Raw genomic sequence first — 15,735 nt, 5'->3', positions numbered from 1 at the left:
GGCATGACCAGCCTCATGTACTGCAATGGCTCTTTTTTCGCTTGGAGTAACGATTTTATTTTTCTTTTCTAATCCGCCTACAATTCGGTCAACGGCATCAAGGAAATCTTGTTTGTCTACAGCGGTTTTGTTGTGACGGGCTGCAATTAAGGCTGCTTCGTTACAGACATTAGCAATATCGGCTCCTGAAAAACCTGGAGTTTGTTTAGCAAGAAAATCAGTATCAAGACCTTCGACTTTTTTCAAAGGAGCAAGGTGAACTTCAAATATTTCTTTACGTTCGCGAACGTCTGGTAAGTCAACAAATATTTGTCTGTCAAAACGTCCTGCACGCATCAAAGCTTTGTCAAGAACATCAGCTCTATTGGTTGCTGCCAAAACAATTACGTTAGAATTTGTTCCAAAACCATCCATTTCGGTAAGTAATTGGTTCAAGGTATTTTCACGCTCGTCATTTCCTCCGGACATATTGCTTTTACCACGAGCTCTACCCACGGCATCAATTTCATCAATGAAAATGATGGCTGGTGATTTTTCTTTGGCTTGTTTGAATAAATCCCTAACACGAGAAGCACCAACACCAACAAACATTTCTACAAAATCAGAACCTGATAAAGAGAAGAAAGGCACTTTAGCTTCGCCTGCAACGGCTTTGGCCAATAATGTTTTTCCAGTTCCCGGAGGTCCGACAAGCAATGCGCCTTTTGGAATTTTACCACCAAGATTGGTATATTTTTCAGGGTTTTTCAGGAATTCTACAATTTCTTGTATTTCTTCTTTGGCTCCTTCAAGTCCTGCCACATCTTTAAATGTAGTTTTGATATCTGTTTTTTCGTCAAAAAGTTTGGCTTTTGATTTTCCAATATTGAAAATCTGTCCGCCGCCACCACCACCGGCACCACCTGACATTCTTCTCATAATAAAAATCCAAAGACCTATTATTAATGCAAATGGAAGGATCATTTGTAAAAGTTCACTCCAATTACTTTTTGGTAAAAAGCTATAATCTTTTAATTTTCCTTCTTTTACGGCATTTTCAAGTTTGTTTTGAAAAATCTCGTCGTTACCAATATCAAAGGAATAATGTGGGCCTTTATTAGGTCTGTTTAGTAAATCTTTGGCTACAGCTTTATGTGTTTTTTCTTTTAAAGCTACAGCAGTAAGATAGACTTCTGCTTCGGTTTTATTGTATACAATTACTTTCTCAACCTGACCTTTTTCTAAGTAATCATTGAACTTTGCAGTAGAGGTTTTCAATGGTTCCTGAAAACTGGAACCACCTGTCATAAAACTGATGAATAAAAAAATCAATGCTACAGCACCATAAATCAACCAAGGATTGATTTTCATTTTATTCGGGGTTGGATTATTATCTTTAGCCATTAATTTTTAATTCTTTAGTATTTGTTTTGAATAGTAGTGATTTTTGCATCACCCCAAAGGCTTTCGATATTGTAGTATTCTCTAATTTGTGTTTGAAAAACGTGAACCACAATATTCACATAATCCATCAAAACCCATTCCGCATTTTCCATTCCTTCAATGTGCCAAGGCTTGTCTTTTAACTCTTTTGAAACCGTTTTTTGAATCGAGTTAACGATTGCACTCACTTGCGTATTCGAATTTCCGTTACAGATTACGAAATAATCACATGGTGAATTGTCAATTTCTCTTAAATCAAGAATATCAATATCATTTCCTTTTACTTCTTCAATCCCTTTAATGATGTTTGCTAGTAAATCATCATTATTTATATTCTTTTTTGTCATTTATTTTTTTTGTATGTTTTGCAAAGTTACCATTTTTTGTGTTTATTTTTGAACCTTAACATAAGTTTAAATTCTGTTTCACAAATTATTTCCCATGAAATTAATCAAACTCGATGCCATAGATTCCACCAATGACTTTCTAAAGAGTTTGGCAGGCAGCCAGATCGTGGAAAACTTCACCGTTGTTACTGCCGAAAAGCAAACAAAAGGGAAAGGACAAATGGGAGCCAAGTGGGTTTCTGAAACGGGTAAAAATCTAATTATGAGTGTCTTAATTAGAGACTTATTGTTGGATGTAAACCAAATTTACAATCTTAATGTAGCGGTTTCCTTAAGCGTAATTTCGTCATTAGAAAATTTTGCAATTCCTAAATTATCAATAAAATGGCCAAACGACATTATGTCAGATAATAAGAAAATCGGAGGGATTTTGATTGAAAACAGCATCAAAACTAATGGCGAAATTATTTCGATTGTCGGAATTGGTCTCAACATCAACCAAATTAACTTCGACGAGTTGCCTAAAGCATCTTCACTGTCGGTGATTATGGGAAAAGATTTTGACAAAGAGGATGTACTTTTTAAAATAATAAAAAATTTAAAAATAAACGCAGCAAAATTACTTAACAATCAATCCGAAAAATTATGGAGTGATTACAATTTCAACCTTTTCAAAAAAGGAATTCCAATGCCTTTTGAAAATCAAAACGGAGATAAGTTCATGGGAATAATTCAAGATGTCAATGATTTTGGAAGATTACAAATTGCTCTCGAAGACGATTCAATTGTTACATTTGGCGTCAAAGAAATTCAAATGTTGTATTAAAATTCAAATTTTCACAAAGAAAAATCTTCCCCTAAATAAAAGTTAATCAATGCATTATTAAACAATAGTTCATATTTGGCTCGTATGAGTTCTGCTTGGGCGTTAGTATAGTTTGTTTTTGTGAAATTGAGCTCGTTGATGTTTATTTTTCCTAAATCATATTTCAACTGATCGGAATCAAAACTTTTTTGTGCAAATTCGAATGCAATGGTTGAAGATTCTTGTTTTTTCTTAGCAGCTTTTGCATCATTTATGGCTTGCAAAACGACTCTTGAAAGCCGGTTTTGCTCGATTTGACTATTCAATTTGGATTGTTTGTATGAAAGTTTACTTTGCTTGATTCTGTAAGAGGTTTCAAATTGATTAAAAATGGGAATTTCCATGTTCAGTTTTATTCCATAAAGTAAATTTGTCTCCACCTGCTGATTAAAATCCATCGAATTTTTATCGCTATATTTTGACCCATAGGCAAACTTCAGGCTCAACGAAGGCATTCTGTAAGACCTTGCAATTGAAATGGCTGTCTTAGCTTTATTTTCCATTAATTCACTCATCAGAAATGACGGATGCAATTCAACTGCTTTTTTTGTTAATGAAAGTTGATTTTCAATTAAATAAACATTTTCATCCAATAGCAAATTAGGTTTTATTAATTCTATTTCCCGTTCCAGCGGAATGTTTATCAATTGTTTTAAATCGATATAATATATTGCTAATTGATTTTCATTTGTGGCCAAAAGTAGCGTTTCAGTTGCCATTTGAGATTTTATTTTGAAGACTTCGCTTTCAGCAATTACGCCTGATTTGAATTTTAGCTCCGCCATTTCTAATTGTTTTTCACTGGCTTTTATTTGTTCCCGATTGACAATTATGGTCTCTTTTAAATATAAAATAGTAATATAAATATGAGCCAAATCTATCGTAACGTCATTTTTAATTTTTTGGATATTGGCTTTATTAATTTCAACTTCCTGCTTGGCGGATTTAATATATTTTAGATTTATAAAACCTGAAAAAAGATTATATGTTGCTTCAATATTACCCGCGTAGGATTTGAAATTTTCATTGATAAAAGTATTTGTAGTCGGATCGATATCTCTTCCCCAGGAATATTTGTTTTCAACATTTCCATTAATAGCGGGAAGCAATTTTCCTTTCCTTGTTTTGAGATCATAAACTGCTATTTTCTCAGAAATAATGGCGTTTTCCAAAAATAAATTGTTCTTTACAGCCAAGTTTAAACAATCATTAAATGACAAGAAATCTTGCCCAAATGTTGCATTTGAGAGTATCAAAATAGAGAAAACAACAATAATATTCTTCATTGAGTTTCAGTTTACACCATCGCCAATTTTATTGAATAATTTTTTGATTATGTATTGAAAAAGACGCATTTTTTCGATAATTACTTCCCCTTTCAAAATGTAACCCGCTTTTAATCGGATATTCGAATTGTACTTTTCCATATTGGCCAGGCAATAGAACGTTCTGTCTACATCGGAAGGCGAAACATATGTGATTCTCCCTTTTATGGCTCCGTATTTATAGTAATTGTAAGCATCTAATTTGAGGTTAATTTCTTGTCCTTTTTTTATGTAAGCCAGGTCTTTCTCATTCAAAATGATTTTGGCATAAAATTGCTCTTTTTTAGGAGCAATTATTGTAAGAACATCTCCTTTATTGATGATTTCAAGATTTTGTTTCGCATTAAAAAGATTTGAAATTGTGCCATTAATAGGCGAAATAACCATTAGTTTTTCTAATTCATCAGCAATGTAAGTAAGGTTGTATTTGCGGTCTTCAATCAATGCCAGAAGTTCTACAATATCTCTTTCATAATTCTGAATTTGATTATCTATATCAATGATACCGCGTTTTAAATCATTGTTTGTTTTCTGGTAATTGTTGGCTAAATTTTCAAAATCATAATTTTTCAGATTATAATTGGAATTAATATCGACCTGTACTTTTCGGTCATCTAAATTTTTATTTTTTGTTTCAGTCAATTCATATTTTGAAATCGCTCCTTTAGCATAAAGTAAAGAATCCGTTTTGTATTTATCGTTGAGAATAGTGGTTTGTTGGGTCGTTAATTTAATTTTATTGTTAATGGAAGTGATTTCATTTTCGGCTTTTTTACGATCTGTATTGTATATTTTGGACTGAATGCCTAATAATTGCTGCAAAGAATTTTTTCGTTCCTGCGTACTGGCAATTAATTTATGGATAATATTGATTTTATTTTGCATCGTTTTAACATCCATATTAGCTACATCATATTCGGATTTTGTTCTTTTATTTTCTAAGATAAAAAGCGTATCGCCTTTTTTTACTTCCTGGCCTTCTTTGACTAAAATTTTTAAAATTTTCACTTCATTTGGAGCGTTAATCTTCAATTGAGGCGTATCGGAATAAATTTGCCCTTCTTTAAATTTGACAGAATCATTCATTTCCAAAGTAAAAATTAAGAGAATAATAATTACCAGAAAGCCTATAAATATTCGGAATAGAATTTTTATAAAATTGATTGCGTTCGTATTATAATAAAATGAGTTCTCCATCTTGTATTTTGTATTTTTTGGAAAAGTTTATATGATTAACAGCTTCATGAGATATAATGATGTAGGTTTTTGAATCATCATTATTAATTAGAATTTCCACTTTTTTTCGGGATTCATTGTCCATTCCCGAGAGAACTTCGTCTAAAATAATTATTTCGGCTTTTGAAAATAATGCACGAAGCAACAGTATTTTTTTTCGTTGTCCTGTTGAGAAATTTTTTCCATTTTCATTGATAATAAAATCTAATCCTTCCTCTTTCGAAGCAATAAAGTCATAAAAATCAATCTGTTTTGCTTTGTCGATGATTTCCAAAATCGGGATTTCCCTGCCCAATGCAATATTGTTCTGGATGGTGTCATTAAACAAAATATCTTCGGTGGTAACTAACAGAATTTTGTCTTTCATTCTGTCATCATTATAAAATTTGCGATCTCTTTCGTTTATCAGAATTGTTCCTGAATCAGGTAGATAAAGTGTGGTAAGCACTTTACTAAAAGTAGATTTGCCAGAGCCATTTTGTCCTTCAATTTTTATTTTTTCTTTTTTGTCTATTTGGAGATTAATGTTTTTTAAAACATATTCATTAGGCAAATAACCATAGTTCAGGTTTTGTAATTGAATGTTTTCAATATTAAAATCAGAAATTCCTTTTTTGGATGTTTTTTTGTTTTCTTCATCAAAATCAAAATATCTTTTTAGAATCACTTCATTTTCCTGAAGCGATAAATTATCATCCAGAATACTTTTTAGCGAAGAAAAAATCTTTGATGACAAAGCAATAAAAGTAACGATTTGTCCAAGCGTGATTAATTGGGTTAACATTGCAGATTTGGTTAGATAAACCATAATGAATACAGAGGATACAATAACAATCAGAGCAACTACAATTTTGTTTATTAAATCGATATAACCGTTTTTAAGCTGGATTTTTAAATATTCATTGATGCTTCCAAAGACTTTATCGGAATGAAATTGTTCTATTTTAAAACTTTTGATAACTTGGATTCCTTCGACTTTTTCCATCATTTTCGAAAGAAAATCGGCTTTGCGCATGTATCTGAGTCTTTCATTTTGTTTTAAAGAAGGTGTAATAAATTTAAACCATAAAAAAAATAAAATCATGACGCCAACAACAACCAATGTGAGCATTTTATTGATAAAAAATAAAATACCCAGCGAATAAACAGAGACAAATATGTCAACAAGAATGCTCGTGAAAAATTTCAGAAAAAAGCTTTTGAGTTTCAAGGCATCGCTGATCCGCTCCATTAAATCCCCTTTTTTATAAGAATGAATATACGAAAGGCTGGAATTGTTGATTTTTTGATCAAATGAAAAGAGAAAATATTTATCTAAAATGTTCCCTAAATGAATCCCTACAAAGGATTTATAAATTGTTGTGATAATGTCAAAAATCTTATAAATCCCCAAACCAATCGCGAACAGAACCAAGGTATTAAGGTTGTAAGAAGGCAGCACATTATCAATTAATATCTGATTTGTAAAAACTGCTATTTGTGCGGTGCTTGCAGAAAACAAAGCGGCAAAAATATAGATATACCATAGCTTTTTAAATTTACCCAATCGTCGGAAAAGTTTCCAATATAAATTTGGACTTTCTTCTTTTGGCAACTCTAAATTTTCTTTTTCGGGATTTGGTTTCACTACTAGAATAAGCGGTGAAGTATTTTTTATTTTGTCTTTATTGAATTTTAAGGTTTTAAAATTTCTGGGCACAGATGATATTTCCTGATTTTTTAACAGATCGTTTAAAAAATCCTTCTCAGCAGCAATATCTTTAAATCCGAAGGCATCTTTCAGATAAGAGAAATAAGTTAGCTTATTAAAAAGTTCCGCAGGACCATTTTCAATCAAAGCATTTTCGATATTAATATGATAATCTGATAATTCTTGAGAACAAAGCGTTGTTATTTTTTCTCTGGTATCGGCTAAATCCCAATGATTTTCGGTAAAATGCGCCATTTTTTTGATTTCTTGTAAGGACAAATAATATTGACTGCCTTTTCCAGGATCAAATATTTTGAGCTTTTGATCTTTTAATCCGTTAACGACCACATAATGCAAGCCTTTTTTATTTTGAATTGGTAAAATGAACGGAAAAAGATCTTGCAGGTAATCAATATTTCCATTGATATAATTGACGTCAAGTAATTTGAAATTAGCAGTAAAACCATTGGCATTGAAAAATTTTTTCATATCAGAAATGCGAGACCCTTTTTCTTCTAAAGGAACATTTTTCACAATATATTTCCGGGAAATATTTTTTCCATATAGATTGAAAATAGTTTTTATGGAACTAATTCCGCAATCGTTGCTCTTTAATTGTGGGTCTGTTTTTAGCATGGATTATAGTGCTAGATCTTATCTGAAATAAGGTAACTTCATTATTATATGACAGTTAAGGTACTTCAATAAATCTTTTTGCACAAAATTTCTCTATGACTAACTCGAAATCTCGATTAAACAACATTTTAGAATATTCAAACATCAAAAAAAAACCTTCTAGTTTTCACTAAAAGGTTTTTTTGGAATATTTACTATAAATATATTCTTATAATTTATTCATATTCTGAGCTAAAGTTTCAATAAATTTACTGATTGGTCCTTTAATCATCATGGCCATCATGGCATTAAATTCGCCTTCAAAATCCAATTTTACTTCTGAAGAATTTTCAGAGACCCCATTGATATTAGCCGTAAGTGTAAAAGGCAACTTATCACTGGCAGCTCCAAGAACAATCTTGTTTGGCGCTACTTTTTCCATCATTTTCAATTTGATTTCAGGCATTCCTTTTAGACCAAAAATAAAAGCATTTTCATCTAATACTTCAAATTTCGCAATATTTTCAGGCATTAATTTTTCGAAATTTTTAACGTCAGTCATGGCGTTAAATAAATATTCTGCCGACTTTTCTATAGTAACTTTTGGACTTTCTAAATTCATATTTAGGTTTGTGATTGGTTGATAAAAATTAGGGCTTAAAAATCTAAACTTCTACTCCCCATGTAGATGGACTAATTCTCCATTCCTGCAAAGTTTGTTGTTCTTCTTCTGTGATGTATTTTTTGGCTACTGCTTCGTGTAACAAATTTTCATAATTGCCTAAAGTATATAAATCTACATTCGCTTTTTTGAAATTTTCCTCAGCAATTTTGAACCCATAACTAAAAATAGCAACCATTCCTTTTACGTTTGCACCCGCTTCACGCAACGCTTCAACTGCTAGTAAACTGCTATTTCCGGTACTGATTAAATCTTCAACTACAATTACATTTTGGCCTTTTTGCAAGAAACCTTCTATTTGATTCAGTCTTCCATGTTTCTTTGGTTCTGGTCTCACATAAACAAACGGTAATCCCAAGCTTTCGGCAACCAGCATGCCAATTCCAATAGCACCAGTGGCTACTCCGGCAATTACATCTGGCTTTCCAAATTGTTTTTCAATGTTTTTAGAAAATTCATCTCGAATGTAATTTCTAATCACTGGAAATGAGAGTATTATCCTATTATCGCAATAAATAGGAGATTTCCATCCGGAAGCCCATGTAAAAGGATTTCCTGGATTCAATTTAATTGCATTTATTTGTAAAAGCAATTCGGCTGTTTTTTCGGCTGTGTCTTTATTAAAAATCATATTACAAATGTATAAAGTTTTTGTGAACGATAAACCACTTTTTTTGACAAATGAAATCTTCAAAGAAACAGATTTTCAATTTTTCTTGTTGGATAGCGTTGATATCAAGCAACTTATTGTCAAAATGTTTCAAAATAAAATTCATAAAGCCTATTTATATCATCCTGATGAAAAGGAGATTATGAAAAAATTAAAAGCTAAAATCCCGGTCAATAAAGCTGGCGGAGGTTTGGTTTATAATAAAAAAGGCGAAGTTTTATTCATTTTCAGGAACGGAAAGTGGGATTTACCCAAAGGTGGTATCGAGAAAAAAGAAGAAATTGAAGATACAGCGATTCGTGAAGTGGAAGAAGAAACAGGAGTGACAGGTTTAAAAATTAACCATAAATTGCAAAAAACCTATCACATTTTTAAACGCAACGGACGTTATAAACTCAAAATCACGCATTGGTTCGAAATGCAAACTGATTTTGAAGGGATACCGGAAGGTCAAGCCGATGAGGGAATTGAAAAAGTGGAATGGAAAAATCCAGAACAGATTCAGGAGGCCCTAAAAAATTCCTATGAAAATATAAAGTTATTGTTTGAAACAGAAAAGCTCCTGAAATAGGAGCTTTTTTTTATTTTATCCATCGATACACCGGATATTGCAAATATGCTTTTTCGTAATAGACCGAATTTTCGTAAATCCAGTACAATTGCGCATCCGGATTGCCTGCAAAAGCTTTATCACTTTTTCTTTTCTGGTCTAATTCGGCTTTTAATTTTGGGTTTTCCTTTAAAAGCTGTGCGGCTAAATCTTCAAATACATATTCGGAATAGCCTTCTTTTTGCTGCAAGATAGTATCAAAGAAGTTCCAGTTGAAAAAGCTGTCCATTGCTTCCGGTTCTAAGGTTTCCAATAAGTATTTGACCCCTTTTTGTTGGGTTGAAAACACGTAATCCCCTTTGGCGAAAGCCACTTTTTCGGATTTCGAAGTTACTTTAGTATTCCGATGCGGATAATGCCCTTCGTAAGCATTTGTGGCAGTTTTATATTCGGCAATTTTATAGCTTCCGACTTCGATAACGGTATCTTTTTGAAGTTGCGTATATGTAATATGATTGCTTTTTAATAAATCAATCACATTCCAAAAACCTTTCGGAATAATATAAGCTTCCGGAATCATAACTTCTTTTACCGATTTGTATTCTTTGTAATAAGGAATGTCTTTTTTGAAAGGTTTTGTTTTGTCATAAAATAAGCGATCTCCCGTGGTTACCTCGCTTTTTTTGTAACTTCCTTCATAACCTAAAAACGGAATGCTTGTTACTTTCGAACTGTCGATTTCCCATTGGATAGAGTAGGATTTTTTCGGTAAATAATGCTGTTCGTTTTTCAAACGCAACGCTTTAATGGTTTGAAAATTTTTATCGGTATAATCAATCGCAGCAACCATGTATTCGTATGTTACTTTTACTCTATCTGCATATTTTTTCAACATATGTGTTTCCACTACAAATCCAATCGTGTTGAATAAGGAAGTATAACCCGTGGCATAACGAGGGCTTTCGAAAAATTGAGCAAAACCTTGGTCTGGCGTTCCACCGAAAACATTGACATAAGGTGTAATTTCTATTTTCTTTTTCTGTAAATCTTTTATCAAGGCAGGCATCATTTCAGCATTTAAATAATTTCCCAAATCAGGACCTAATTTATTGTGCTGCGTCATGATGTAAGTCAGTTTGTATTGATAATCGGCACCGTTACTCACGTGATTGTCAATGAAAACATCAGGATTTGTTTGATGAAAAATATCCACTAAGCTCTTTGTATTTCTTGAATCAGATTTAATAAAATCCCTATTCAAATCATAATTTCTTGCATTGCCGCGGAAACCATATTCTTCGGGACCATCCTGATTTACCCGTGTGGTTGAATTTCTGTTTAAGGCACCTCCAATATTATAAATCGGAATGGTAACTAAAACAGTATTTTTCGGTGCTTTGATCTTGCCTAAAGCCAAATCTCTGAACAACATCATGGTGGCATCAATTCCATCGGGTTCACCGGCGTGAATGCCGTTATTGATTAAAATTACGGCTTTCGTTTTGTTGATTTCGTTGAAATTAAAAGTTTTTTCAGGATTAAAAATTACAATATGTAGCGGTTTTCCACTATCTGTTAACCCCATTTCCTGCATTTTGATACTGGGAAAATCTTTTGCTAAAAGCATATAATAAGCAATGGTTTCGGGATAAGTTGTTGTTTGATTTCCGTTTCCTTTTTCGAAAAAAGTATTGTATTTATTGGTTTTTTGTGCCAACAAAGAAAAAGAAAACAATAAAAATAGAATAGTGAAAAATCTCATATTTAGGTTTTTATAAAAGAGAAATCAAATGTAATTATTTTACAATTAGTATCATTTTCTATTTCCGAAAAAATGGAATTTGTTACAAAACTTACAATTCATAACTTAAAACTCATAATTCATTTTACCTTTGCAAAATGAAAAATAAACATCATTCTAACAATATACTTTTAAATTTAGGAATTGAAAACCTAAACGAAATGCAAATTGCCGCTCAGGAAACCATTCTGAGTGACAACAATATACTTTTATTATCACCAACAGGTTCCGGAAAAACATTGGCTTTTTTGTTGCCTATATTTGAAATGCTGAAGCCTGAAATCCTTTCTGTTCAATGTTTGATTTTGGTTCCTTCAAGGGAATTGGGATTGCAAATTGAGCAGGTTTGGAAAAAAATGGGAACGGATTACAAGGTAAATGTGTGTTATGGTGGACATTCCATCGATACGGAAATCAAAAATTTAAGTAATCCACCAGCAGTTTTAATCGGAACTCCGGGACGAATTGCGGATCATATCGACAGAGGAACTTTTCGTTTAGATAAAATCGAAACGTTGATTTTGGATGAATTTGATAAATCATTGCAATTGGGATTCCATGAGCAAATGTCTTTTATCATTGGAAAACTAACCAAACTTAACAAGCGCGTTTTGGTTTCTGCAACTTCCGATATTGAAATTCCAAAATACACAAGAGTGATTAATCCGACGATTTTGGATTTTATTCCGGAAGAAGAGGAAAGAACCAATCTTTCGATGAAAATGGTGAATTCGAAAGAGAAAGATAAAATCGGGAGTTTGTTTAATTTGATTTGTTCATTAAAATCGCAATCTGCATTGGTTTTTTGTAACCATCGTGATGCGGCAGAACGCATTAGCGACACGCTGAACGAAAAAGGAATCTATTCCACCTATTATCACGGAGGAATGGATCAGGACGAACGAGAACGTGCTTTAATTCAGTTCAGAAATGGAAGTGTGAGTTATTTGGTAACAACCGATTTAGCGGCTCGTGGTTTGGATATTCCAGAGATGAAACACGTTATTCATTATCATTTGCCTTCGAAAGAAGACGAATTCACACATAGAAACGGAAGAACAGCGCGTATGTTAGCGTCAGGAACGGCGTATATTATTGCTCATGAAAGTGAGAAAAAAATGGATTATATCGATTATGGTATGGAAGCTTTGAAAATTGAAAATTCCAATGCATTACCAAAACCACCTGAATTCCAAACGATTTATATTAGCGGTGGAAAGAAAAATAAATTGAATAAAATTGACATCGTTGGTTTCTTTTCTCAAAAAGGAAAATTGGAAAAAGGCGATTTGGGATTGATTGAAGTAAAAGATTTTATCTCTTTTGCGGCAGTGAAATTCAATAAGGTAAAGGATTTGCTTCATGCTATTCGTGACGAGAAAATGAAAGGGAAGAAGTTTAAAATCGAAGTCGCCAGAAAAGTGATTAAGAAAGAAGAGGAGTAACCTTCTTATTTTATAGATTTAAAAAAGGCTGTAATTCATTTGAATTACAGCCTTTTTTTATTGTTTTAAGAAACTTACAGTTTCTTCACGTATTGTGTAATGATTACGATTTGCTGACCATCAACTCTTCCTTCGATATATTCTGCGTTTTCATGATCCAGTCTGATGTTACGTACTGCAGTTCCTTGCTTGGCAACCATACTTGATCCTTTTACTTTTAAATCTTTGATTAAGACAACTGAATCTCCGGTTTCAAGGATTACTCCATTTACATCCCTATGTATCACTTTATTTTCATCTTCTTCACCTTCACCTGTTGCTTGAGCCCACGCCAATGTTTCCTCATCTAAGTACATCTGGTCCAGCAATTCTTTAGGCCAGCCATGCTTACTCAAGCGGCTTAACATTCTCCATGCCACAACTTGTACCGGAGTATGCTCGCTACACATGCTGTCATTTAGACATCTCCAGTGGTTTAAATCTACATGATCCGGGTTTTCAATTTGATCGATACAAGTATTACAGGCCAGTATACTTTCCTCAAGTCCACCTTTTCGTGTTGGCAGTACTTGATATACTTTTAGGTTTTCCGTTGCAGCACAAAGTTCGCATTTAGAACCGCTGCGTTTATTTAATTCTCTTTCTATACTCATGGTTGGGATATCTGTTTTGATTTGCGAAAATACGGCTAAATAGCGCCTTTAACAAATTTAAATTCAAGTTGAAAATAGTTCGTTACTCTTTTATTTTTAAAAAAGAGTAACAATTTTCGATACTAATTATGATCTTTTACTCGTACTGATTCGGGAACCAGCATTTGATATTCGCCACCATTTCGAATCACATCGCGAACGATACTGGAACTGATGAAAGACGTGTCAGCAGCTGTTAACAGAAAGACTGTTTCAATTTTAGACAATCTTCTGTTGGTATGTGCTATGGCTTTTTCGAATTCAAAATCAGCAGGGTTACGCAAACCACGGAGAATGAAATTCGCTTTCAGTTTTTTGCATAAATCAATGGTTAACCCTTCGTAAGTAATGACAAAAACGGTTGGTTCATCTTTGAAAGTTTCCTCGATAAATTGTTTGCGTTCTTCCAGTGAAAACATATATTTTTTCTCTGCATTTACGCCAATGGCAACGATAATTTCATCAAAAAGCGGAATGCTTCTTTTGATAATATCTAAATGACCCAAAGTAATCGGATCAAAGGATCCTGGGAATATGGCGTTTCTCATTTTTTTTAGGATAAAATTGATATCAAAATTATGAATAAATAAGGTGATATTAGGTTTTTCGCAGTGTTTTTATTGCTTCGACCCATTCGAGTTTTTGACAAACTTTACATTCTGCATTTCCTGGTTTGTGACTTTCTGTATGCCCGCAAAAGGTACAGGAATAAATCCCTTTCGATGGAATTGTTTTACTTTTTGATAGAAATAAACCTGGTAGAATGGGTAAGCCAGGCTGTACATCATCGTCTTCATAATAAAAGACGCTGATTTCACCGCTGGTTTCCATAAATGCATTTTTTACCTGACCTAAATGTTCCACCGATTTCAATCGGAGCTCAGCAAAAAATTCATCCTGTCCCAGACTTTCTTTTTTAAAGGTTGCGATTGAAAATTTTCCTTCGCTGATAATACATTCTGTTTTTCCTTCGATAAACTCTTCGAATTTTTTGCTTTTTCCGGTGAGCCAGGTTACCAATCGGTATAAAAGGATGATGACAATAAATACGGTTATGGCCGGAATGATTCCCACTGCTTCATAAAACATCGGATCGCCGGCGGCAGAACCCAAAGCAATAATAATTACGGTTTCAAAAACGGACAATTGTTTTACGCCCCGTTTTCCCGCGAACTTTAAAGTCAATAGCAAAACCGTGAACATAATGGTGGAACGGAAAATGACCTCTAAAAGAAAGGATATGGGTAAATCATTGTATAATAATCGATCCCATTCAAAGATTTCTTTCATAAAAATGAAATTAATTATTTAAAGCCAATTCGATTGCATTAGAAAACAAGTCTTCCAGAGATATTCCGGCAGCTTTTGCCTGTTGCGGAATCAGACTTTCGGTGGTTAATCCAGGAATGGTGTTCATTTCAAGCATGTGTGGTTCGTCATTTACGATGATGAATTCGCTTCGGGAGAAACCTTTCATTTTTAGTACTTCGTAGGCTTTTTTGGCAATGGCGCCAACTTTTTCGGTCATCTCGGGAGAAATTCTGGCAGGCGTGATTTCCTGAGATTTCCCTAAATATTTGGCTTCGTAATCGAAGAAATCATTTTCGGAAACAATTTCTGTTATGGGTAAAACGGTTACTTTTCCTTTGTAATTGATTACGCCAACAGAAACTTCGGTTCCGCCCAGAAAACTTTCGATGATGATTTCGTTGTCTTCTTTGTAGGCTACTTCAATGGCGATGGGTAATTCGGCAGCGGTTCTTACTTTGGAAATCCCAAAACTGGAACCCGCTTTATTGGGTTTTACGAAACATGGCAAACCTACTTTTTTTACAATTTCATCTGTATTGATTGCATCGCCTTTGTTTAGATAATAGGAAATGGCGGTTTTTATGCCGTAGGGTTTTAAAACCGACAATAAATCGCGCTTGTTGAACGTTAAAGCAGCTTGGTAATAATCGCAGGAGGTTTGAGGCATACCGATTAATTCGAAATAGGCCTGCATCAGTCCGTCCTCGCCGGGTGTTCCGTGAATGGCATTGAAAACGGCATCGAAATTGATTTTTTTGCCATCGACCGTTACCGAAAAATCATTTTTATCGATAGGATGTTCCACGGCCAATTCATCGACATAGACCCATTTTTCTTTGAAGATATGGATTGGAAATCCTTTGTATTTGGTTTTGTCTAGGTATTGATTAACTACTTTTCCGCTGATTAAGGAGATTTTATATTCGCTGGAAAATCCTCCCATGATGATGGCTATATTTTTCATATGTATATTTTAATGTTTCCTCACCCCAGCCCTCTCCAAAGGAGAGGGAGCAGAAATCGGATTATTTTAGAATTGGTAATAGAACAGTTTATCTTAGTATTTTTTACGGTTTTTAGCCCT

The 15,735-nt window shown here is 33.5% G+C and carries 15 protein-coding genes; 3 read left to right on the top strand and 12 right to left on the bottom strand.

Going from position 1 to position 15,735, the window contains the following annotated elements:
• Both ftsH and rsfS read right to left on the bottom strand, forming a co-directional pair.
• A partial coding sequence (gene ftsH / locus VI621_RS10620; protein WP_324218365.1) for an ATP-dependent zinc metalloprotease FtsH occupies positions 1-1,383 on the bottom strand: 1,383 nt, incomplete at its 3' end.
• A gap of 14 nt (positions 1,384-1,397) precedes the next feature.
• On the bottom strand, positions 1,398-1,769 hold the full coding sequence (rsfS, locus tag VI621_RS10615) for a ribosome silencing factor (protein ID WP_324218364.1): 372 nt from the start codon (positions 1,767-1,769) through the stop codon (positions 1,398-1,400).
• Between the two features lie 94 nt (positions 1,770-1,863).
• Here rsfS and VI621_RS10610 point away from each other — a divergent pair, with 94 nt between their 5' ends.
• Complete coding sequence (locus tag VI621_RS10610) at positions 1,864-2,595, top strand: biotin--[acetyl-CoA-carboxylase] ligase (protein ID WP_324218363.1); 732 nt, start codon at positions 1,864-1,866, stop codon at positions 2,593-2,595.
• A gap of 11 nt (positions 2,596-2,606) precedes the next feature.
• On the opposite strand, the gene VI621_RS10605 is transcribed toward VI621_RS10610, so the two are convergent.
• The 5 genes from VI621_RS10605 to pyrE form a co-directional block, all read right to left on the bottom strand.
• Positions 2,607-3,920, bottom strand: coding sequence for a TolC family protein (locus VI621_RS10605; protein WP_324218362.1), 1,314 nt, complete (start codon positions 3,918-3,920; stop codon positions 2,607-2,609).
• A gap of 6 nt (positions 3,921-3,926) precedes the next feature.
• Positions 3,927-5,045 (bottom strand): HlyD family secretion protein, encoded by a 1,119-nt coding sequence (locus VI621_RS10600; RefSeq protein ID WP_324218361.1) that lies wholly within the window; start codon positions 5,043-5,045, stop codon positions 3,927-3,929.
• Between the two features lie 88 nt (positions 5,046-5,133).
• Positions 5,134-7,521, bottom strand: coding sequence for an ATP-binding cassette domain-containing protein (locus VI621_RS10595; protein WP_324218360.1), 2,388 nt, complete (start codon positions 7,519-7,521; stop codon positions 5,134-5,136).
• Positions 7,522-7,729: 208 nt separating this feature from the next.
• A complete protein-coding gene (locus tag VI621_RS10590; protein ID WP_324218359.1) occupies positions 7,730-8,122 on the bottom strand; it encodes an SRPBCC family protein in 393 nt (130 codons plus the stop codon).
• 43 nt (positions 8,123-8,165) lie between these two features.
• Entirely contained in the window at positions 8,166-8,813 is a 648-nt protein-coding gene (gene pyrE, locus VI621_RS10585; protein ID WP_324218358.1) for an orotate phosphoribosyltransferase, read from the bottom strand.
• 7 nt (positions 8,814-8,820) lie between these two features.
• On the opposite strand from pyrE, the gene VI621_RS10580 reads away from it, so the two are divergent.
• A complete protein-coding gene (locus tag VI621_RS10580; RefSeq protein WP_324218357.1) occupies positions 8,821-9,423 on the top strand; it encodes an NUDIX hydrolase in 603 nt (200 codons plus the stop codon).
• A 10-nt stretch (positions 9,424-9,433) separates the two neighbouring features.
• Here the strand turns inward: VI621_RS10580 and VI621_RS10575 are convergent, their stop codons facing one another.
• Positions 9,434-11,164 carry a M14 family metallopeptidase gene (locus tag VI621_RS10575; RefSeq protein WP_324218356.1) on the bottom strand — a complete coding sequence of 577 codons (1,731 nt, stop codon included), beginning with the start codon at positions 11,162-11,164 and terminating at the stop codon, positions 9,434-9,436.
• A gap of 137 nt (positions 11,165-11,301) precedes the next feature.
• Between VI621_RS10575 and VI621_RS10570 the strand changes: the two genes are divergently transcribed.
• Positions 11,302-12,648: a DEAD/DEAH box helicase gene (locus VI621_RS10570; protein ID WP_324218355.1), complete on the top strand. Its 1,347-nt coding sequence runs from the start codon at positions 11,302-11,304 to the stop codon at positions 12,646-12,648.
• Positions 12,649-12,722: 74 nt separating this feature from the next.
• On the opposite strand, the gene VI621_RS10565 is transcribed toward VI621_RS10570, so the two are convergent.
• From VI621_RS10565 to VI621_RS10550, 4 genes are all read right to left on the bottom strand, one after another.
• On the bottom strand, positions 12,723-13,301 hold the full coding sequence (locus VI621_RS10565; RefSeq protein WP_324218354.1) for a PhnA domain-containing protein: 579 nt from the start codon (positions 13,299-13,301) through the stop codon (positions 12,723-12,725).
• A 122-nt stretch (positions 13,302-13,423) separates the two neighbouring features.
• A complete protein-coding gene (gene coaD / locus VI621_RS10560) occupies positions 13,424-13,888 on the bottom strand; it encodes a pantetheine-phosphate adenylyltransferase (protein WP_324218353.1) in 465 nt (154 codons plus the stop codon).
• Positions 13,889-13,937: 49 nt separating this feature from the next.
• Positions 13,938-14,630, bottom strand: a complete 693-nt coding sequence (locus tag VI621_RS10555) for a DUF421 domain-containing protein (RefSeq protein ID WP_324218352.1) — start codon at positions 14,628-14,630, stop codon at positions 13,938-13,940.
• Between the two features lie 10 nt (positions 14,631-14,640).
• Positions 14,641-15,615 (bottom strand): D-alanine--D-alanine ligase, encoded by a 975-nt coding sequence (locus VI621_RS10550; RefSeq protein ID WP_324218351.1) that lies wholly within the window; start codon positions 15,613-15,615, stop codon positions 14,641-14,643.
• Positions 15,616-15,735 lie beyond the last annotated feature (120 nt).

This window comes from Flavobacterium sp. (assembly GCF_035292545.1).
GTDB lineage: Bacteria > Bacteroidota > Bacteroidia > Flavobacteriales > Flavobacteriaceae > Flavobacterium.
The sequence above is the reverse complement of the archived record's forward strand: the minus strand, read 5'-3'. Positions and strand labels throughout refer to the sequence as shown.